The organism is Nitratireductor arenosus, assembly GCF_009742725.1.
Lineage (GTDB): Bacteria > Pseudomonadota > Alphaproteobacteria > Rhizobiales > Rhizobiaceae > Mangrovimarina > Mangrovimarina arenosa.
Map to the genome: position 1 here is coordinate 288596 of NZ_WPHG01000002.1, position 19031 is coordinate 307626.

The window sequence follows — 19031 nt, forward strand, 5'->3', positions numbered from 1 at the left end:
ATGGTGGACGCGCCCGAACTCGCCCCGGCAAAACTGCCCAAGCCGGAGCTTTTGTCGGTCGAGGACGCCAAGGCGCTCGACGTGCCGCGCATGACGGAACTGTTCAAGGCGCATCTCAATCCCGGTCAGCTTCATTTCATGAAGCTGCTCGGCTTCCACAAGGTGAAGATCGAGCGTGCCGAAGGCATGTATTATGTCGACCAGAACGGTCGCAAGATCCTCGACTTCTTCGGCGGTTTCGGCTCGCTGGCCTTTGGCCACAACCACCCGCGCATCCTCGAGGCGCGCAAGAAGTTCCAGGACGAAAAGCGCCACGAGATCGCGATCGCCTTCATGTCGCAATATGCGGCCGCGTTCGCGCACAATCTCGCGCAGTGCTCGCCCGGCGATCTCGACATGGTGTTTTTGGGCTCGTCCGGGTCGGAAGCGATGGAAGCCGCCGTCAAGCTCGCCGAGCGCGCGGCCGGACCCAAGCGGCCGAAAATGGTCTATGCGGAGAACTCCTTCCACGGCAAGACCAAGGGCGTTCTGGCGATTACCGACGGCCAGCTCTACCGCGCCGATTTCCGTCTGCCGGGTGACAATGTGCGCGTCCCGTTCGGCGACATCGACGCCATCGAGCGCGCCTTCCGGTCCGATCCCGAGATCGGTGCGATCGTGCTGGAGACGGTCCAGGGCGGTGGCGGCATCGTTCAGGCTCCGGCCGAATTCTGGGTCAAGCTCAGGGCGCTGTGCGATCAGTACGGGGTGATCTGGGTCGCCGACGAGGTGCAGTGCGGCTTCGGGCGCACCGGCCGCTTCTACGCCTTCGAGCATTACGGCGTCGTGCCCGACATCACCGCGCTCGCCAAATCGCTCGGCGGCGGCAAGACGGCGATGGCGGCAATGATCGCCCGCCGCGAAATCTACATGAAGGCCTATGGGGCGCCGAAGACGGCGATGATCCATGCCGCGGCCACCTTTGGCGGCATCGGCGAGGCGTCGATCACCGCGATCGAGGCGATGAACATCCTTTACGACGAGGGGCTGATCGACAATGCCGCCGACACCGGCGCCTATCTGCTCGAAAGGCTGAACGCGCTGAAGGACAAATATCCCAAGATCATCAAGGATGTGCGGGGCAGGGGTTTCATGGTCGGCCTGGAATTCCAGGATTTTTCGCGGACCCTGCCGATGGTGCTGCGGCCATTGGTCGGCGTGCTAGACGACAAGCTCAAGGGCTCTTTGTCGGGCTTCGTCGGCGCGCTGCTTCTGCGCGACCACGACGTTCTGGTCGCCTTTACCGAATATAACCGCAACGTTATCCGGCTCGAGCCGCCGCTGATCTGCGGCCGCGAGCATGTCGACGCCTTCGTCGATGCGCTCGACACGTTGCTTGGTCGCGGCATCGTCGCGATCGTGAAGGATTTCGTGAAAAGCCAGATGTCCTGAGGACGCGGCGAGGGGCGGGGAGTTCTAAGATGAACACAGCGCAACGGGCCGAGCGCAACAGCCCGATCGACTGGGCGCTCGGTGCGCCGGTCGTCGGGTCGCTGCTCGGCCGGCTCGCGACGAAGCCGGTCTTCGACCGTCTGGCGGCCGCCTTCATGGTGGTCGTCATCCTGGGGACCGCGCTCTACGCCTGGGTGCGGCCCGACTATAATTGGGACATGGTGGCCTATGTCGCCTCAGCGCTGGAAAACCGGCATACGGAGGCGGCGGACCTGCATCGCGAGACCTGGGCGGTGATCGAGCCCGGCGCGCGCGAATCACAGCTCTATCACCTGAAATTCAGCAATCCCTACAATCTGAACCAGTGGGAAAATCCCGCAGATTTCCAGTCGCAACTGTCGATGTACCGGGTCAAAATCGCCTATATAGCACTGTTGCGTTGGCTCGAACCGCTGACCGGACTGGCGGCAGGCTCGATCCTGTTGTCGATCCTGCCGTCGATCGGGGTCGGGTTGTTGTGCCTGTGGTGGCTGGGGCGCAACGACGCCTGGCAGGCGGCGTTGTTTGCGATGCCGTTCCTGCTGGTGGCCGACTACACCCATATGACCACCGCGGTTACGCCGGACATGCTTTTGGCACTGGTGTCGCTGGCGGCGATCCTGCTTCTGGCTTCGGGGCGCGATCTGCCCGCCTACGGGCTGCTTTTCGCGTCGGTGCTGATCCGGCCGGACAATATCGTGCTGGTGTTCGCGCTGTTGATTGCGGCGGTGCTGTTTCGCTGGCGCGCCCTGCCGATGCTGGCCACTTTCGCCATTTCCCTTTTGACCGTCATCCTGGTCCAGAAACAGGGCGGCCATCCGGGCTGGTGGGCGCATTTCTATTTTTCCTGCGTCCAGATCCAGAATTCGATGGCCGGCTTCGCGCCCGACTTCTCGATCGTCGACTTCGTTCGCGGTTATATGCGCGGCGTGCTCGTGGCGCTGATGCACAATGACTGGCCGGGCCTGTTGCTGGTGCTTGTCGCAGCCTGGGCGCTGCTGGCGCGCGCCGGGCGCATGACGCCGCGCACCAACATGCTGGTGTTCGCGCTGGCGATCGGCACGCTGGGCAAATTCGCCAGCTTTCCGCTGCCCGACGACCGGTTCTATTTCGTCTTCACCGGCGGCATGGTCGTGCTTCTGGCGGCTCGCTGGCGGCCGCGCTTCGACCTGTCGCCGGACCGGTAGTCTCGCCGGCTCGACCGCGGCCGCGATATGCGCCAAGACCGATTACATGCTTTCGGCGATCGTGGCGGCGATCGCCGCCGAAGCCGCCGACATGGTCAGCGCAATCGGCAGCCATTTGCGCTGCGGGCCGTCGCCAATGGTGAAGAAGTTGAGGGGAAACAGGTGCCGGTGGGCGGCGGCCGGCGTTTCGGCGCGCGGCGCCGGCATGAAGCATTCCTCGTCGAACCAGCTCCAGTCGTCGGCCCACGTCCAGCAGCCGTGCTTCTTGTAGATGTCGGCGACTTCCTGCGCGAACGCCTTGTCGGTCGGCAGGCGGACGTAGGATTCGGGAGCGTCGGTGAAATAGCGCATGGCGAGCGGCAGGGCCCGTTCCGTGCAGTAGTTCGACATCCACAGCTTGAAGCCGATCTTGTCCCGTAACAGTTGCAGCGCGCGGAAGACCTGGATGTGCTCCTCGTGCCCGTATTCTCCCCAAGGGTTGTGGGTGAAGACGTTCATGTCCGGCCTGAGCCGGGTTTCCAGCGCCGCGCAGATGCGCGTGAAGTTTCTCGCGTAAAGTTCAGCCGTGCTCGACGAGGCAATGCGGCCGCCATCGATGGCGCGCAACGCGGAGAGCGATTTGCGGGCCAATCGCGTGGCTTCGCGCTTGCCGACCTCGATGCCCAAGCCGATGCCATGTTCCGTCAGCACCGGATCGCGCCAGTCGGCGCAGCCATATGCACCGGATTCGGCGATGTCCAGGCATGTCACGTTCGCACGTGGATAGTCGGCGATAGCCGCACTCCGCGCGCCGCCAAGGCCTGGTTGGGCCCAGAAGTCGCGATAAACGATGACGACCTCGTCAACATCGCGCAGGATCGAGCTGAACCACAGGAGTTCATCGTCGGGATGCGCCCCGATCACGACCGAATTCTTCAAAAACGGATGTCGCCCGCCCATTGTCCCTTCAACTTTGGCCATAGTCTTCTACGTCCGCCTCCCGCCGTCCCACAGGCGACGTAGCCGCTCGCGGGCAGAAAGACCGGCCGTGGCTAGCCGGCCGGGCCAAGTCGCATTTTCGCAGATTTCGTAGATCGCCGTCTCCTCGGTTCCGAACTCCTTCTTGAAGGGCTCGTCACCGATGGTGAAGTCGTATATTTTCCCGTCGTTTGCGATCCAATCCTCGATCATCGAATCATACAGGATCAGACCCGGCGAATGCCGCCCATGGCCGTCATAGTCGCAACCGATCAGTAGATAGTAGAAACGTCCCGCATGGGTCAGACCAAAAGCATAGCCGATCGGACTGTCTGCCAGTTCGATTGTATAGGTGCGCGCAAGGCCCAGTTGGGCGCCTTCGACGGCGACGTCCTCGTAAAACTCGCGCACGAAATCCGACTGGATCAGGTCGCCTTCGAAGCGGCCCGCCCTGAGGCGTGCGATCGCGGCGATTGCCGCTTGGATGTCGTGTCGGGCGTCGAGCAGCCTGACCGTAGCGCCATCGTGTTTGAAGAACCGCTTCTTCTTTCGGTCGAGCGTCTTCTTGAAGCTCGCGCCGAGTGCTGTGTCGCGCCAGCCGGAGAACGAGTCCGCAAGCACGCTGGCGTGCGCGGAAAAATCCTGCTTTCGGGCTTCGCCTCCGAGAAAGAATTGCCAGGCCGCGACATGCTCGCTACGCACCGGACGCAGCCGCATGATATCGAAATCCGGCAGCACACCGCGAACCTTCGACGCGAGGCTGGCATCGGCCCGGAAAGATCTGCGACAAACCGGCGCGGCGTAGTCGCTTACGCCGAGATCCGTCGCCTCAAGCAGAATGATGCCGGCTTTCTTGCGCCTGATCAGCGGCAATACGAATTCGAGTGCGCCGGTATCGGGCGCGCGACCCGTCACCACGATCTTTTCGGCGTCGCGGCGCGGCGCCAACCGCGCGTAGAGTGCGTCCAGCCAAACCGGGTGCTGGAAGGCGGTTGCATTGGAGCAGTCAAAAAGGGCAGCGTAATCGGGACCGCGGAACTCGAAATCGTCTTCTTGCGCCACGATTGGCTGGCGCGATCGTCCGCTGATGGCGTCAACCTTCCGCGTCGATTCGACCACGTGATACGACACGCGTCTTCCCCCATTGCTCCGACCCGGTTTGCGCCTAACACGATTCGGGGTCGAGCGGGACGATTGGCTTCCGGCAAGGTTAATTCGGTTGCTGTCGCGAACATGGAAAATTTGAAGTCGCGGGCCGTTTGGCTTGTGTCGCAAACAGGCTGCAATCGGGCCCGCGCGCCGACTTATAGTCCGCCTCCGAAGCTTCCGGAGGCGTGGGCAGATGGCAGGATTTCCGCAACGGGCCAAGGTCGTGATCGTCGGGCTGGGCGGCATCGTCGGCGCCTCGGTCGCCCATCATCTGATCGAGCGCGGATGGGACGATATCGTCGGCATCGACATGTCCGGTATTCCGACGGATATCGGCTCGACGGCGCATGCGTCGGATTTCTGCTACGCGACCAGCCACGATTTCCTGTCGTGCTGGACGACGCTCTACTCGATCGATTTCTACGAGAAGATGGGCCATTACGCCCGCGTCGGCGGGCTCGAGGTCGCGCGCACCGGCGATGACGCGCGCATGGACGAGATCCGGCGCAAAGTCGCCTCCGCCAAGGCCTTCGGCACACGCGCCCATCTCGTTGATCCGGCCGAGATCAAGCGGAAATTCCCGCTGATCGAGGAGGAGATGGTGCAGGGCGGCCTGTGGGACCCCGATGCCGGCCTCGTCATCCCGCGCTCGCAGACGGTGGCCGGCAAGCTGGTCGACCAGGGGGTCGCGGCCGGCAAGCTCAAGGCTTTCGCCAACACGCCGGCAACCGGGCTTGTGGTCGAGGACGGCCGCATCCGGGGCGTGGAGACCGCGCGCGGCACGATCCTGGCCGACCATGTGGTGGTGTGCGCGGGGCTGTGGGGGCGGCTGGTGGCGGAGATGGTGGGCGAGGACCTGCCGGTGATGCCGATCGACCATCCGCTGACCTTTTTCGGCCCGTATCGGGAGTTCGCCGGCACCGGCAAGGAGATCGGCTGGCCGCTGATGCGCGACCAGGGCAATTCGGCCTATATGCGCGATACCGGCGACCCGACGAGTTCGGAAGGCGGCATGATCGAGTGGGGCTATTACGAGGAAAAGGAGCCGAGGCTCTGCCATCCGCGCGACCTTCAGTCGAAGGAGCAGGCGCGGCTGTCGCCCTCGCAGCGCGACCTCGACATCGAGCAGATCATGGAGCCGCTGGAACGCGCCATCGAACTGACGCCGATCCTGGGCGAACTCGGTTACGAGGAAAAGCGCTCCTTCAACGGCCTGTTGCAGGTGACCAGCGACGGCGGCCCCTCGATCGGCGAGAGCCAGAAGGCGAGGGGGCTGTGGTACGCCGTCGCCATCTGGGTGAAGGACGGTCCGGGCATGGGCAAGCTGATTGCCGACTGGATGACGGACGGGCGCACCCATATCGACCATCACGCGATCGACTACGCGCGGTTTTATCCGCACCAGATGGAAGAGGATTTTATTGCCGAGCGCTGCACCGAGACGGCGATGAAGGTCTATAATCCGGCGGTGCATCCGCGCGAGCCGTTTTCCAAGGCGCGCAATCTACGCCGCTCGCCGTTCCACGCGCGCGAGGTCGAACTCGGCGGCCATTTCATGGAATTGGGCGGCTGGGAACGCGCACACGGTTACGCCGCCAACGCGCCTCTTGTGGAAAAATACGCCGAGCGCGTGCCGGTGCGCGAAAACGAATGGGACAATCGCCATTTCTGGCGCGTCTCCAACGCCGAACATCTGGAAATGAGCGAGAATTGCGGCATCGTGAACCTGTCGCATTTCGCCATTTACGATGTCGAGGGGCCGGACCATGTCGCGCTGATGGAGTGGCTGTGCGCGGCCAGGATCGGCGGCGACGCCAATATCGGCAAGGGCATCTACACGCATTTCCTCGACGAGGAAGGCATGGTGCGCGCCGATTTGACCGTGATCCGCATGGCCGACCGGTGCCGGGTGGTGGACGGGGCCGACGCCGGGCCGCGCGACTTCCACTATATGCGCCGGACGGCGCAGGAGCGCGGGCTCGACGTCACCATCACCGACGTGACAGAACGCTACGTCACGATCGGCATCTGGGGACCGAACGCGCGCGTTACGCTGCAAAAGGCGGTCGAGGATCCGGGTGCGCTCAGCCCGCAGAATTTTCCCTTCGCCGCCATTCGGCCGGTGCGGATCGCCGGCAGGAACGTCACCGCGTTCCGGCTTTCCTATGTCGGAGAGCAGGGCTGGGAACTGCATATGGCCTACGAGGACGGGCTCGCGGTCTGGGACGCACTCAGGGCGACCGGCGTGATGGCGTTCGGCGTGGAAACCTACGCCAATTCGCGGCGCATGGAAAAAAGCCTTCGGCTGCAGAATGCCGACCTCCTGACCGAATATAATCTCTATGAGGCCGACCTCGCCCGCCCCAAGGTCAAGGACGCCGATTTTTGCGGTAAGGCGAAACATCTGGAATATCGTGCCCGCGATCATCAGCCGGCGATGCTGTGCACGCTGGTGATGACCGCCAACGTCGATGCGGCCGGCGTCGCGCGCTATCCGGTCGGCATCATGCCGGTGATCGATCCCGACACCGGCGAGACGCTGGTCGACGCGCTTGGTCGCCGCTCCTTCACGACCTCGGTCGCCTACGGCCCGACGATCGGCAAAAACATCGCGCTCGCCTATCTGCCATGGGCCTATTGCCAGGAGGGGCGGCGGCTGGGGGTGGAGTATTTTGGCGAAACCTACCCGGTCGAGGTCGCCGCGGTCGGTTACAAGCCGCTCTACGATCCCGAAAACCTGAAGCCGCGCAGCTGAGGCGACAAGTCACGGTCGCGCAAATGTGAAAGCCGGGTTCGACAAACACCGGACAGTTGCCTTTTTTGCCGCGACGATTGCCCTATCATGGGCCCATGTCAGTCGCTTGGAGCCCGTTGGCGGGACTGGTTTTCGTGGCGTTGGTGCTTGGCGCGCCGGCGAATGGCGTCTTTGGCGGTGAAGGCGGCGAGGCCGTCGATGTGGAACTGGTGCTGGCCGTCGATGTGTCGAGCTCGATGACAGCCGACGAACTCGCCCTGCAGCGGCGTGGTTATATCGCGGCCCTGCGTTCGCCGGAGGTGCTGCGGGCGATCGAAAACGGACGGCACGGCCGGGTCGCCGTGACCTATGTCGAATGGGGGGCGTCGAATTCGCGCCGCGTTCTGGTGCCGTGGACCCTGATCGACGGCATGGCCCAGGCCGAGCGCGTGGCGGCGCTGCTGGAACGGGCGCCGGTGCGCAACCTGTTCCAGACGTCGATTGCCGGCGCGATCCGCCATTCAATGCGCGCTTTCGCGGATAGCGGCTTTCGCGGCACTCGCCGCGTGATCGACATTTCCGGTGACGGCCCGAACAATCAGGGCGGCATGGTGGCGGCATGGCGTGACATTGCAGTCGAAAACGGGATCACCATCAACGGTTTGCCGATGATCCTGGAAGGTCGTGCCTTTGGTGACGAGACGATCGCGCTGCTGGAGGACTACTACTCCGACTGCGTCATAGGCGGGCCGCGCGCCTTCATCCTGCCGGTGCGCGATTGGGACCATTTCGCCGAGGCGGTGCGCTGGAAGCTGGTGCTTGAACTGTCGGGTGTCGCCATGCCGGTATTGACGGTCGCCAACCGGACCGGCACCGAAGACGCGCGCGGGGTGGATTGCCTGATAGGCGAGAAGATGTGGAGCGGCATGGAGCAGGACTGATGGTCTGGAAGACGCGGTGGCCGAAAAGCCGATCGTCCCGTCTCGCGGGCCCGATGCCGGGGATGGCGCTGAGGCTGGTCGGCGCGGTCGCGCTGGCCGCAGCCATTGCTGCCCGCGCGTGGGCCGGTGGCGGAGACGAGGCCGACGAGGTGGTCGACGTCGAACTGGTTCTGGCCGTCGACGTGTCGCTGTCGATGTCGCCGAGCGAACTCAAGATCCAGCGCGAAGGCTATATGGCCGCGCTCATGCACGAGCGGGTGATCGCGGCGATCCGCGACGGCCTGCATGGCAAGATCGCGGTGACCTATTTCGAATGGGCGGGTGAAACCAGCCAGCGTCTCGTGGTGCCGTGGACGCGGATCGCCTCGCTCGACGATGCGCAGGCCTTCGTGGCGCTGCTAACGGCGATCCCGGCCAGGAGCGCACGCCGCACCTCGATTTCCAGCGGGCTGATCTTTGCCGAAAGCCTGTTTGAGGATAACGGTTTCAGGGGGACGAAAAGGGTTATCGACGTCTCGGGCGACGGCCCCAACAATCAAGGTCCGCGGGTCGATACGACCCGCGACGGGATCGTGGCGCGCGGTATCGTCGTCAACGGGCTGCCGCTGATGACCAATAGCGGTATGACCACCAGCTTCGACGTGCCCGACCTCGACCGCTACTACGCCCATTGCGTCATCGGCGGGCCGGGCTCGTTCGTCATTCCGGTGACCGAATGGTCGCATTTTCCTGAAGCCATCCGGCGCAAGCTCGTGCTTGAATTGGCCGGTCCGCAGCCGGTGCAGTCCGCGCACCTGTCATCTCGGGACGTGAGGGTCGTTCGGGTCGCGGCGACCCCGGCGCAATCACGGGCCGAAGATTACGATTGCCTGATCGGCGAAAGAATGTGGCAAAATCGGCTGCGGTTCTGGGACGAGAATTGAAGCCGTGCCCGCGTCAGGCGGCGAGCGTGCCGGATATTCAGGCGGCGAGCAGGCTCTTGCGGTCGTTGCGCTCCTGCTGCGGCGAGCGGGCGTAAAGCTCGCGGTAGCATTTGGAAAAATGCGAAGCCGACACGAAACCGCAGGCGACGGCCACCTCGACCACGGGCATGGAGGACTGGATGAGCAGGTGGCGGGCGCGATCGAGGCGAATTTCCAGATAATAACGCGCCGGCGAACGGCCCATCTCCTGGCGGAACAGCCGCTCGATCTGGCGCCGCGACAGCCCGACGCCGTCGGCGATCTCAACCAGCGATAGCGGCTCGGACAGGTTGGCCTCCATCAGTTCGATGATTGACAGCACCTTGGTGTTCTGCACGCCGAGCCGCGCGCGCAGCGGCAGGCGCTGGCGGTCGGTCGGGCTGCGCACGCGGTCGGTCAGCACCTGCTCGCAGATGCGGTTGACGAGGCCGTCGTCGAAATCGTCGCCGATCAGCTTGAGCATCATGTCGAGCGCGGCAGTGCCGCCGGCGCAGGTATGGACGTTCTGGTCGATTTCGAACAGGTCGGCGATCACGTTTGCCTTGGGAAAACGCTCGGCGAAGCCGGGCAGATTTTCCCAATGAATGGCACAGCGGCGGTTGGACAGCAGGCCTGCGGCGGCCAGAATATAGGCGCCGGTGCACAGGCCGCCGATCGCCACGCCGCGATTGGCCTCCTCGCGCAACCAGGCAAAGGTCGACTTGTTGGTGTATTTCTCGACATTGACGCCGCTGCACACGACGACCATCGATGGGCGTTCTTGGCCCGACATCTTGCGCCGCTCGTCATCGAGCGAGGCGTCGACCGCGCATTCGACCTGGCAGGAGGCCCTGACCGGCTTGCCGTCCAGACTTGCGAGGCGCCAGCGATAAGCGTCATAACCGAGCATGCGGTTGGCCGCGCGCAACGGCTCGACCGCGGTCGAGAAGGCGAGCATGGTGAAGTCGGGAACCAGAAAGAAGACGATGGACCTTTTGACGGTGCCCCTGATGCTCACATCGGCCCCCATGACAATCCTGTGTTCCACCGGCGCGGCTGCGTCGCCTTTATCAAACTGTCGTCTTGAAACGTATTGGCTGTCAACGGTCTCGGGCGGTTCGGCCGTGAATATTTTCGTAGCCTTGAATCCATGCTGATCCATAGCGGTCCGGTGGCTGCCGCCACTTGCCCGTGGTTCTATGAAAAACGCCCCTCCGGCGGTGCCGGACGGGCGTTCTCTATTGACCGTGCAGGCGCTGGGCCCGCGATCGCCGCGGCGTCAGTTGACGATGTAACCAAGGCGTGACGCCGCCAGAGCGCCGGTCTGGCCGGGCATCGTTTTGCTGAGACGCTGGCGCTCGAAGACGGTGATGAGGTTGCCGTTGCGGTGACCGGCGAACATGCGGGCGAAAAGCTTCATGACAGTTCTCCATACATTAGGGGTCGTACGGGTTTGCCTTCGCGCACTGGAGTGGGGCACCTCGCTATGCCGGACATATAGGGATGCCCGGTCGGTTTCGCTACGGAAAATGCGAAGCGGACCATGCGAAATGCGACATCGGCGCATGTACAAGCTGCTTTTGAAAATATAACAAAAACAGTCCGTTAAAAGTATAGATCGGCGCCATGCGCACATGTCATGCGTGCCCTGTCGTTTTTGCGCGGCTCGTGCCCGTCGCCGGGCGGTCGCGCAAGCGGGCGCTGCGTGGATCCCGCCCGGTGCGGGCATGATCCCAGATGGCGTCGAATTCGGCGATGAAATCGCGGAGCAGGGTCAGGGCGCGCATCGTTTTCTCCCATGCGTAACGAAGTCCAGGGGGCGGCCGGTGCCGTTGTCGGTGAAGCCGGCCGCCGATTTTTTGCCGTCGATGTCACGAGCTCGACAGTTGCAGAGAGCGCGGGTTCCGCCGGGCGGCACGGTTCCGCGCGCTGGCGTCCGGCCAGCCAATGTCCTTTTGGATCTCTGGCGGCAGTGCCGCGATGATACGTTCGTTGCGGCTCAACCTGCGCATTTCGGCATAGGCATAAAACATGCGGCCGACGGTGCTGAACATGGACATGACAGTTTCCTTTCTTCTGGATCGGGTTGGATCAGTCGGGGGATCGCTCGCGGCGAGGCGGCGCGCCAGTCTCGCCGCCGAAGGGACGGATGAACCGGTGATGCCAGCGAACCGGCCGCGGCCACTCCGTGCCCGTCTGCCGGTCGGCCCGGTCGGTGTAAGCGCGGGCGACGGCGAAACCCTCGACGAAATGCACGAAAGCGGTTTGCGACAACATTGTTTGTCTCCTCGGTTCTGGCGGGGGTTGCCCGTTTCGACCTTGACTATGGGAATGTTTTTGGTTTCAATCAAACGAAATGAAGTGATGCTTTGATTCAAGAAAACTGAAAGCAGGCCATGACCGCGCCACTCAACCACCCGCTTCCGCTGCTCGAGCTCGATGTGTTGCGAACCTTCGTGGCGATCGCCGAGACGGGCAGCTTCACGATGGCGGCAAATGCGGTGTTCCGCACGCCGTCGGCCGTTTCCATGCAGATCAAGAAACTGGAGGAGGTGTTGGGGCGTTCGGTCTTCACGCGCGACGCACGCTCGGTATCACTGACCAATGACGGCGAAGTGCTGCTCGGCTATGCGCGCCGGCTGCTGGCGATCAACCGCGAGGCGGTGTCGAAATTCATCATTCCCGACATTACCGGGGTGGTGCGCCTCGGTTCGCCGGACGATTACGGCGAGCGGGTGCTGCCGGCGGTGCTGCGGCGCTTTGCCGAAACCCACCCGGCGATCGCCGTCGACGTCACCATCGACCAGAGCGTAAATCTGAAGCGGCGCATGGCCGAGCGTCAACTCGACATCGTCATCATCACCTGTTGCGCGAAGACGGTACCGGAGGAGGCGGAAATCCTTCTGACCGAGCCGATCGTGTGGGGCGGGGCGCGCGGAGGCTCGGCGCATCTGCGCGAGCCGCTGCCGGTGTCGCTGTGGGAGGAAGGCTGCATCTGGCGAGCCAACGCGCTCGACGCGCTCGGCGAGCAGGGCCGCAACTACCGCATCGCCTATATGAGCGCGCACACGGCCGGACAGCGCGCCGCAATCCTCGCGGATCTCGCCGTGGCACCCTTGCCCCGCTCCTTCATCGGGGGCGACCTGGTCGCGCTCGGCCCGAAGGACGGCATGCCGGAACTCAGCGACTACAATCTCGCCATGATGGTCGCGCCGGAGGCCAGCGCGCCGGTGCGCGCGGCCGCCGACCACATCCGCGCGACGTTCGAGGCGTTCAAGACGACGGGGCGGTTCTGACCGGTGGCGCCGGGGGCGCGGCCAGCCGTTCGGACAGAAAGGCGACCATGCGTTCGCGGGCCTCACGCGCTTCCGGCATGTCGATCAGCGGCCAGACGTGGAACATTTTTTCGCCGGTGACGAGCTCGATCTCGACGCCGGCCCGGCGGGCCTTTTCGACGAAGACCAGCGTATCAGGATAAAGCAGGTCGCTTGTGCCGGAAAACACCAGGCTTGGCGGCAGCACCGAAAGGTCGCCGTAAAGCGGGCTGACGCGCCAGTCGGCGACGTCGATACCGGCCGAATAAAGCCGTACCGCCTCCAGCCCGCCGGGAATGTCGAGCCAGGGATCGCGCCGCGCGGCGGCCTCGACCTGCGGATTGGTCATCGTCATGTCGAGGCCGGGCGAAATCAAAAGATGCGCGGCGGGCAGGGGCAGCCCCTCCCGGGCGGCCATCATGGTCAGCACCACGGCCATGTTGCCGCCGGCCGAATCGCCGGCAAGCAGGATGTCGCCCGCCGGAGTTTGCGCCACCATCTGCCGATAAAGCGTCGTCGCCATGGCGAACATGGCGTGAATGTCGTGCTCGGGCGCGAGCGGATAGATCGGTACGGTGATGCTGATTGCGAGCCGCTCGGCCAGTTCGGCGATCAGGTTCCAGTGGAACGGCGTGATCTCGAAACAATAGGCGCCGCCGTGGAAATAGATCAGACGTCTTTCGCTGCGCAGCGTGGGCAGGGCGACCTCGTAGACGGGAAAACCCTCCACCTGCCGTTGCTTGATATCCAGTCTTCGGCCGATCGTCTGCGGTGGGCGGTAATCTTCCACCTTGCGTGCGGCGGCGATGCGCTTGTGCAGCGCGGCGGCCGACCGGAACGATTTCTTGCGGGTGTATTTTAGGACCAGCGCGACGAGGCGGCTTTTCAGGCTCTGCATATTCTTCTCCGCTCATATGCGCGGAAGTGAATTACGCAGGGGTGTCGCCGTCAAGCGCGCTTGTGGCCTGACGCGGCCTTGCCGGAGGTCAGGTGCGCGCGCGGCGCGCGGTCCGTTCCTCGCGCGAGCGCCGGCGCGGCGCGGCCTGGCCGGGTTCGCCGCCGGGGGACGATTGCGCCCTCGGCGGCAGGGCGACCTGCGCGGCGAGTTTCGGGAACGGATCGACCTTGTTGGGCAGCGCCATCGCGTGGATGAAATGAGCCTGGAAACGCGGCTCGAGCGCGGTCTCGATCTTTTCGATGCGGCGCACGACCTCCTCGATCTCGCGGCGATAGTCGCGGTTGAGCAGCGCCATCAGCGCACCGGTGCCCGCGGCGTTGCCGACCGCCTTGACCTCGGCAAGCTCGCAATCGGGGATCAGGCCGAGCACCATGGCGTATTTCGGGTCGATGAAGGAGCCGAAGGCGCCGGCAAAGCGGATCGTGTCGACATGGTCGATGCCAAGCTTTTCCATCAACAGCCGGATGCCGGCGTAAAGCGCCGCCTTGGCGAGCTGGACGGCGCGGACGTCGGTCTGGGTTATCAGGATCTTCTGCGTGCCCTGGTGCAGCACATAGGACCAGGTTCGGCCGTCGGCGACGATGCGCGGGTTCCTGGCCGCCAGTGCGCCGTCGATGACGCCGTCCTCGGACATGATGCCGGCGAGATACATTTCGGCCACCACCTCGATGATGGCGGACCCGCAGACGCCGGTGACGCCGAGCCGGGCGGCGTCGGCCTCGAAGCCTTCATCGTCGGACCACAGCTCCGAGCCGATGATGGTGAAGCGCGGCTCCAGCGTATCCTTGTCGATGCGCACGCGCTCGATGGCGCCTGGGGCGGCGCGCTGTCCGGAGGTGATTTCGGCGCCCTCGAAGGCGGGCCCGGTCGGCGACGACGCCGCGACGACGCGCTGGCTGTTGCCGAGCACGATCTCGGCATTGGTTCCGACATCGACCATCAGCATCATGCGCTCCTGGTGATGCGGCTGTTCGGACAAAACGGCGCCGGCCGCGTCCGCCCCGACATGGCCGGCGATACAGGGCAGCACGTAGACGCGCGCGCCGAAATTGATCGCCAGGCCGAGCTCGCTGCCCCAGGAATGGACCGCGCCCGATACGGCAAGCGCGAACGGAGCCTGGCCGAGTTCGGTGGGGTCGATGCCTAAAAACAAGTGGTGCATGATCGGGTTGCCGACGAAGACGGCGTCCAGAACGTTGTCCTGGTCGACGCCGCCTTCCCGGCAGACTTTTTCGACCAGCGCGTTGACGGCACCGCGTACCGCCTTGGTCATGGCCACGCGTCCGTCCGGATTCATCATGACGTAGGAGACCCGGCTCATCAGGTCCTCGCCGAAGCGGATCTGCGGGTTCGACGTGCCCGAGGAGGCGGCGATGCGGCCCGACAACAGCGATACCAGATGCATGGCGATGGTGGTCGAGCCGATGTCGCAGGCGATGCCATAGGCCTCGTTGTGCAGACCGGGCCACAGCGCGATGATGGTGGGGCGCGAGGAGTCGAGATCCTGATGGATGGCGGCCGTCACGCCCCAATTGCCCTTGCGCAGGGTCGCCTGCACGGTCGGAATAATGTGCTGGGAAACCAGCAGATCCTCCCAGCCCCAGTCGCGCTCCAGCACCGCCTTCAGCCGGTCGAGATCGCCGAGCGGCTTGTGCATGTCCGGTTCGTCGACCTCGACATAACAGAGCTGGACCGCCGGGTTGCGTTCGATGGTGCGCTCGATCGGGGATTTGCGCACCACTTGGGCGTTGATGACGGTGTCTTGCGGCACATCGACGACGAGGTCGCCCTCGATGGTGGCCGAGCAGGACAGCCGGCGGCCGTCCGCCAGGCCGCGTTTGTCGACATAGCGGCGTTCCCTGCCGCCCATGACTGAAATGTTGTCGAGCGACGAGACGATCTTGTGCTTGGCGAACTGGCCTTCCTGCACCTCGATCTGGCAACGCCCGCAGGTGGCCCGCCCGCCGCACACGCTTTCCACGTAAACGCCGAGCTCGCGCGCGGCGTCGAGGATCGGCGTGCCCTTGGGAAACCGCCCGCGCTTGCCGGACGGCATGAACAGAACCAGGGGATCGGTGAGGTTGGGTGGCGAGTTCATGCGTGTCGATCCATGGTCCCGAAGCGAATCAGGCTCCACGATCCGCATCGCATTCTACGCCCACCGCCGCACCGCGCCATCGCGGACAGGTTCGCGGGGCCGACGGTGGGGCGCGCGGGGCGCATCGCGTTCGTGGCTGTCTCGCGCTCGCACATGAGTCAGCGTTTTCCTATCCTCTCGCGCCCATACGCGCCTCGCGCCCGCCGCGGCGCCGGCCGCCCGAGGCGGCGCCTTCGCCGCCGACGGCGGATGCGGCGACCGCGTTGCCGCCCTCGGCGGGCTTGTAGTCCTTATAGGTCCTGATCCAGGTGGCGCAGTCCCTGTCGGTGCCGGCAAGCACGTTGGCGCCGCGCACGGCCTCCATCTCCTGCGGCCGGCAGGGATTCATGATCGCCGAGGTCATGCCGGCACCGATCACCATGGGAATGAAGGCGGCGTTGATGCCGTGGCGGTGCGGCAGGCCGAAGGAAATGTTGGACAGGCCGCAGGTGGTGTTGACCTTCAGCTCCTCGCGCAGCCGGCGCAGCAGCGCGAAAACCTGCCGGCCGGCGTCGCCGAGTGCGCCGATTGGCATGACCAGCGGATCGACGACCACGTCCTCGGGTTTGATGCCGTGATCCATGGCGCGCTCGACGATCTTTTTGGCAACGGCGAAACGCACGTCCGGGTCCATGGAAATGCCGGTCTCGTCATTGGAGATCGCCACTACCGGGACGTTGTATTTTTTGATCAACGGCAGGATCGCCTCGAGCTTCTCCTCCTCGCCGGTGACGGAATTGACCAGCGGGCGGCCCTTGGCGACCTGGAGCGCCGCCTCGATCGCGGCGGTCACGGAACTGTCGATCGACAGGGGCACGTCGACGAGGTCCTGGACGATTTCCAGCGTCTTGACCAACAGCGCCGGCTCGGTGGCGTTGGGGTCGACGGCCGTGACGCCGGCATTGACGTCGAGCATGGTCGCTCCGGCGGCGACCTGGGCAAGAGCGTCGTTGCGCACGGTGTCGAAATTGCCTTCCGTCATCTCGGCGGCGAGCTTCTTGCGCCCGGTCGGATTGATGCGTTCGCCGATGACGCAAAACGGCTGGTCGAAGCCGATGACGATTTCCTTGCGCGCCGAGGCGACGATGGTGCGGGTCATGCTTGTCTCCGAAGACAGGGCCGGGGCCGTGCCGGTTGGGTTTCTGGTTGCGCCGTGGCCATCAGTTGGCGGCCTCTTTGACGATCTGTTGCGGGGTTTCGCTGCTTTCGTCATGCAGGATGTGCTCAAGCCGCTCGGCCACCATGACGTCGTCGGCGCGGGCCTCGCGTTTCCAGGGCGTGCGGCCCTTGAGGACGCCGGATTCGTGCACGATCTCGGCGACGTATTCCTCCTGGCGGTAGGCCATGACGTGGACGCCGGACACGCCGGGGATGTCCTTGACCTCGTTGATGATGTCGATGCACAGCCGTTTGCCTTCCGCCTTCTGGTCGGCCGCCCCCTCGAGACGGGCGATAACGTGGTCGGGAATGTGGACGCCCGGCACGTTGGCGCGCATCCAGCGCGCGGTGCGCGCGGAGGCAAGCGGGCCGACGCCGCACAGCACGAACACGTCTTCCAGAAGGCCGAGATCGCGGACCTTTTGCATGTAGTCGCGAAACATCGGCACGTCGTAGCAATATTGGCCCTGGACGAACTGGGCGCCGGCGGCGACCTTTTTGGCGAGCCGATGCGCGCGAAAATCATGCGGCGGGGCGAAGGGGTTGATCGCCGCGCCCAAAAACACGGCCGGCGGTGTGCTCAGCTTCCGCCCGGAGAGGAATTTCGCCTTGTCGCGCATGATGCGCACGGTCTCCAGCAGCGACATGCTGTCGAGGTCGAAAACCGGTTTGGCGCCGGGCTGGTCGCCGGCCTGCACGCCGTCGCCGGTCAGGCACAAAATGTTGCCCACCCCCATGGCGGCCGCGCCCAGCACGTCGCCCTGGATGGCGATCCGGTTCCGGTCCCGGCATGAAATCTGGAGAATGGTCGCGTAGCCCATACGGGTCAGGAGCGCGCAAATGCCGACCGAGGACATGTGGCAGTTGGCGCCCGAGGCGTCGACGGCGTTGATGCCGTCGACCCAGCCGTCGAAGATCGCCGCGCGCTCGTAGACCTCGTGCGGGTTGGCGCTGTCGGGCGGGTTGAGCTCGGCGGTCACGGCGAATTCGCCGCGCCTGAGAACGCGTTCGAGCCGACCGAGCGAGGAATGGCCGGGCAGGGGATCGAGCGGTAAGTCGATGCCGGCGGGATTTTCGTCGGGCTGGACGGGGCGGTGCGTGCTCATGCCGGTTCTCCGGCGCGTTCCCGCTCGCGCTCGGCGGCGGCTTCGGCGGTCACCCGCAGCCAGGCCGAAGTCTCGCGCAAGGACTGGTCGACGGGTTTTTGCACCGTCAGGATCGCATCGCCGCCCGCCATGGCGCGCGAGCCTTCCCAGGCCTTGACCCACACGCAGGGCATGTCGGGCTCGACCTCGCAATTTCCGTTGGCGCGCACACCGCCACAGGGGCCGTTGCGCAACTGCTTGGGGCAGTTCATCGGGCACGACATGCCGGTCGACGACAAGACGCACTGGCCGCACATGCGGCAATCGAACAACAACCCCTTGACCCGCTTCTCGACGAATTTCACCGGGGCTTCCGCACGAGCGTAGCCGACGGCTTTCCAGAACGGGTGCAACAGCAGGAACGCGTCGGCGAAGAAATTGTAGAGCCGCTCGAGAAAGCGGGCATGGCGCACCGACCAAAGCCGCATGGAATAGCGGCGCTGCACCCGGCGCTGCGGCGAGACGTCGGCGGGACGATAGTCCTTGCGGGCGGCGGCCTTGCGGATGCGGGTGGCGAGCGTGACCTTTGCGGTGTGTTCAGCCATCGGCGCGCCCTCCCTGCTTGGCGAGCGCGACGAGGCGCTGCTTGTCGTAATCGGCCTCGAGTGCGGCGGCTGCCTTGTCGGCCTCGGCCTCCAGATCGTCGCCGACGCTGACGGGGTCGGCCTTGCGCCATTCTGCGAGATAGGCGTCGGTGTCGGCCGCGCCCGAGCGCATGGCGGCCATGTCGATCGCCTCGGAAAAGCGGGCCGGCAATTCGCGCTTGGCGTTGGCCCGGCCCTTCCGGACAATCACCTGAGCCGGAATATCCCGCCAGTAGACGACGATCAGATCGGCCATCGGCCCGACTCCGCAATGGTACTGGCGGAGCATTGCCGCAACGCTACGAGCGCCGCTTGTTATGAGGCGACGCCTGGCCATTCAAATGCGACGTCGCTGC

General features: G+C 64.7%; 19 protein-coding genes. 6 read left to right on the forward strand and 13 right to left on the reverse strand.

What is annotated here, in order from left to right:
- Together GN330_RS08315 and GN330_RS08320 are read left to right on the forward strand one after the other, a co-directional pair.
- A complete protein-coding gene (locus GN330_RS08315) occupies positions 1–1431 on the forward strand; it encodes an aspartate aminotransferase family protein (protein ID WP_246188636.1) in 1431 nt (476 codons plus the stop codon).
- 29 nt (positions 1432–1460) lie between these two features.
- The gene (locus tag GN330_RS08320; RefSeq protein ID WP_156712228.1) at positions 1461–2657 is read left to right on the forward strand and encodes a hypothetical protein; all 1197 of its coding nucleotides are present in this window, start codon (positions 1461–1463) and stop codon (positions 2655–2657) included.
- Positions 2658–2699: 42 nt separating this feature from the next.
- Here GN330_RS08320 and GN330_RS08325 read toward each other — a convergent pair whose 3' ends face one another.
- On the reverse strand, positions 2700–3617 hold the full coding sequence (locus GN330_RS08325; RefSeq protein WP_246188594.1) for a hypothetical protein: 918 nt from the start codon (positions 3615–3617) through the stop codon (positions 2700–2702).
- Positions 3618–3623: 6 nt separating this feature from the next.
- The gene (locus tag GN330_RS08330; RefSeq protein ID WP_156712229.1) at positions 3624–5009 is read right to left on the reverse strand and encodes a GNAT family N-acetyltransferase; all 1386 of its coding nucleotides are present in this window, start codon (positions 5007–5009) and stop codon (positions 3624–3626) included.
- Between GN330_RS08330 and GN330_RS08335 the strand changes: the two genes are divergently transcribed.
- The 3 genes from GN330_RS08335 to GN330_RS08345 all read left to right on the forward strand — a co-directional run bounded on the left by GN330_RS08335 (position 4957) and on the right by GN330_RS08345 (position 9361).
- Positions 4957–7518: a GcvT family protein gene (locus tag GN330_RS08335; RefSeq protein ID WP_156712230.1), complete on the forward strand. Its 2562-nt coding sequence runs from the start codon at positions 4957–4959 to the stop codon at positions 7516–7518. The genes GN330_RS08330 and GN330_RS08335 overlap by 53 nt on opposite strands.
- A gap of 116 nt (positions 7519–7634) precedes the next feature.
- A complete protein-coding gene (locus GN330_RS08340; protein ID WP_246188595.1) occupies positions 7635–8438 on the forward strand; it encodes a DUF1194 domain-containing protein in 804 nt (267 codons plus the stop codon).
- Between the two features lie 62 nt (positions 8439–8500).
- On the forward strand, positions 8501–9361 hold the full coding sequence (locus GN330_RS08345) for a DUF1194 domain-containing protein (RefSeq protein ID WP_156712232.1): 861 nt from the start codon (positions 8501–8503) through the stop codon (positions 9359–9361).
- A gap of 37 nt (positions 9362–9398) precedes the next feature.
- Here GN330_RS08345 and GN330_RS08350 read toward each other — a convergent pair whose 3' ends face one another.
- The 5 genes from GN330_RS08350 to GN330_RS08365 all read right to left on the reverse strand — a co-directional run bounded on the left by GN330_RS08350 (position 9399) and on the right by GN330_RS08365 (position 11656).
- On the reverse strand, positions 9399–10337 hold the full coding sequence (locus GN330_RS08350; RefSeq protein WP_343040592.1) for a GlxA family transcriptional regulator: 939 nt from the start codon (positions 10335–10337) through the stop codon (positions 9399–9401).
- A 321-nt stretch (positions 10338–10658) separates the two neighbouring features.
- Positions 10659–10799 (reverse strand): hypothetical protein, encoded by a 141-nt coding sequence (locus tag GN330_RS23450; RefSeq protein WP_197435095.1) that lies wholly within the window; start codon positions 10797–10799, stop codon positions 10659–10661.
- 217 nt (positions 10800–11016) lie between these two features.
- The gene (locus GN330_RS08355) at positions 11017–11166 is read right to left on the reverse strand and encodes a hypothetical protein (protein WP_156712234.1); all 150 of its coding nucleotides are present in this window, start codon (positions 11164–11166) and stop codon (positions 11017–11019) included.
- 84 nt (positions 11167–11250) lie between these two features.
- Complete coding sequence (locus tag GN330_RS08360; RefSeq protein ID WP_156712235.1) at positions 11251–11439, reverse strand: hypothetical protein; 189 nt, start codon at positions 11437–11439, stop codon at positions 11251–11253.
- A 31-nt stretch (positions 11440–11470) separates the two neighbouring features.
- Positions 11471–11656 (reverse strand): hypothetical protein, encoded by a 186-nt coding sequence (locus tag GN330_RS08365; protein WP_156712236.1) that lies wholly within the window; start codon positions 11654–11656, stop codon positions 11471–11473.
- Positions 11657–11775: 119 nt separating this feature from the next.
- Here GN330_RS08365 and GN330_RS08370 point away from each other — a divergent pair, with 119 nt between their 5' ends.
- A complete protein-coding gene (locus GN330_RS08370; protein WP_156712237.1) occupies positions 11776–12675 on the forward strand; it encodes a LysR substrate-binding domain-containing protein in 900 nt (299 codons plus the stop codon).
- Here the strand turns inward: GN330_RS08370 and GN330_RS08375 are convergent.
- The 6 genes from GN330_RS08375 to GN330_RS08400 all read right to left on the reverse strand — a co-directional run bounded on the left by GN330_RS08375 (position 12653) and on the right by GN330_RS08400 (position 18931).
- Positions 12653–13591 carry an alpha/beta hydrolase gene (locus GN330_RS08375; RefSeq protein ID WP_156712238.1) on the reverse strand — a complete coding sequence of 313 codons (939 nt, stop codon included), beginning with the start codon at positions 13589–13591 and terminating at the stop codon, positions 12653–12655. The two genes, GN330_RS08370 and GN330_RS08375, sit on opposite strands and share 23 nt — an antisense overlap.
- Positions 13592–13679: 88 nt before the next feature.
- On the reverse strand, positions 13680–15749 hold the full coding sequence (locus GN330_RS08380) for an ASKHA domain-containing protein (protein WP_156712239.1): 2070 nt from the start codon (positions 15747–15749) through the stop codon (positions 13680–13682).
- A 169-nt stretch (positions 15750–15918) separates the two neighbouring features.
- Positions 15919–16887, reverse strand: a complete 969-nt coding sequence (locus tag GN330_RS08385; protein ID WP_156712240.1) for a methyltetrahydrofolate cobalamin methyltransferase — start codon at positions 16885–16887, stop codon at positions 15919–15921.
- 61 nt (positions 16888–16948) lie between these two features.
- Positions 16949–18052, reverse strand: a complete 1104-nt coding sequence (locus tag GN330_RS08390; RefSeq protein ID WP_156712241.1) for a methylenetetrahydrofolate reductase — start codon at positions 18050–18052, stop codon at positions 16949–16951.
- A complete protein-coding gene (locus GN330_RS08395) occupies positions 18049–18636 on the reverse strand; it encodes a methylenetetrahydrofolate reductase C-terminal domain-containing protein (RefSeq protein WP_156712242.1) in 588 nt (195 codons plus the stop codon). The genes GN330_RS08390 and GN330_RS08395 overlap by 4 nt, the downstream gene beginning before the upstream one ends.
- On the reverse strand, positions 18629–18931 hold the full coding sequence (locus GN330_RS08400) for a virulence factor (protein WP_156712243.1): 303 nt from the start codon (positions 18929–18931) through the stop codon (positions 18629–18631). The genes GN330_RS08395 and GN330_RS08400 overlap by 8 nt, the downstream gene beginning before the upstream one ends.
- Positions 18932–19031 lie beyond the last annotated feature (100 nt).

Coding starts and splice junctions, on each gene's coding strand:
- GN330_RS08320 (WP_156712228.1), top strand. CDS start 1,461: ATGAACACAGCGCAACGGGCCGAGCGCAACAGCCCGATCGACTGGGCG.
- GN330_RS08335 (WP_156712230.1), top strand. CDS start 4,957: ATGGCAGGATTTCCGCAACGGGCCAAGGTCGTGATCGTCGGGCTGGGC.
- GN330_RS08360 (WP_156712235.1), bottom strand. CDS start 11,439: ATGTCCATGTTCAGCACCGTCGGCCGCATGTTTTATGCCTATGCCGAA.
- GN330_RS08355 (WP_156712234.1), bottom strand. CDS start 11,166: ATGCGCGCCCTGACCCTGCTCCGCGATTTCATCGCCGAATTCGACGCC.
- GN330_RS08370 (WP_156712237.1), top strand. CDS start 11,776: ATGACCGCGCCACTCAACCACCCGCTTCCGCTGCTCGAGCTCGATGTG.
- GN330_RS08395 (WP_156712242.1), bottom strand. CDS start 18,636: ATGGCTGAACACACCGCAAAGGTCACGCTCGCCACCCGCATCCGCAAG.
- GN330_RS08390 (WP_156712241.1), bottom strand. CDS start 18,052: ATGAGCACGCACCGCCCCGTCCAGCCCGACGAAAATCCCGCCGGCATC.
- GN330_RS08350 (WP_343040592.1), bottom strand. CDS start 10,337: ATGCTCGCCTTCTCGACCGCGGTCGAGCCGTTGCGCGCGGCCAACCGC.
- GN330_RS08375 (WP_156712238.1), bottom strand. CDS start 13,591: ATGCAGAGCCTGAAAAGCCGCCTCGTCGCGCTGGTCCTAAAATACACC.
- GN330_RS08330 (WP_156712229.1), bottom strand. CDS start 5,009: ATGCCGCCCAGCCCGACGATCACGACCTTGGCCCGTTGCGGAAATCCT.
- GN330_RS08385 (WP_156712240.1), bottom strand. CDS start 16,887: ATGACCCGCACCATCGTCGCCTCGGCGCGCAAGGAAATCGTCATCGGC.
- GN330_RS08325 (WP_246188594.1), bottom strand. CDS start 3,617: ATGGCCAAAGTTGAAGGGACAATGGGCGGGCGACATCCGTTTTTGAAG.
- GN330_RS08315 (WP_246188636.1), top strand. CDS start 1: ATGGTGGACGCGCCCGAACTCGCCCCGGCAAAACTGCCCAAGCCGGAG.
- GN330_RS23450 (WP_197435095.1), bottom strand. CDS start 10,799: ATGAAGCTTTTCGCCCGCATGTTCGCCGGTCACCGCAACGGCAACCTC.
- GN330_RS08345 (WP_156712232.1), top strand. CDS start 8,501: ATGGCGCTGAGGCTGGTCGGCGCGGTCGCGCTGGCCGCAGCCATTGCT.
- GN330_RS08365 (WP_156712236.1), bottom strand. CDS start 11,656: ATGTTGTCGCAAACCGCTTTCGTGCATTTCGTCGAGGGTTTCGCCGTC.
- GN330_RS08380 (WP_156712239.1), bottom strand. CDS start 15,749: ATGAACTCGCCACCCAACCTCACCGATCCCCTGGTTCTGTTCATGCCG.
- GN330_RS08400 (WP_156712243.1), bottom strand. CDS start 18,931: ATGGCCGATCTGATCGTCGTCTACTGGCGGGATATTCCGGCTCAGGTG.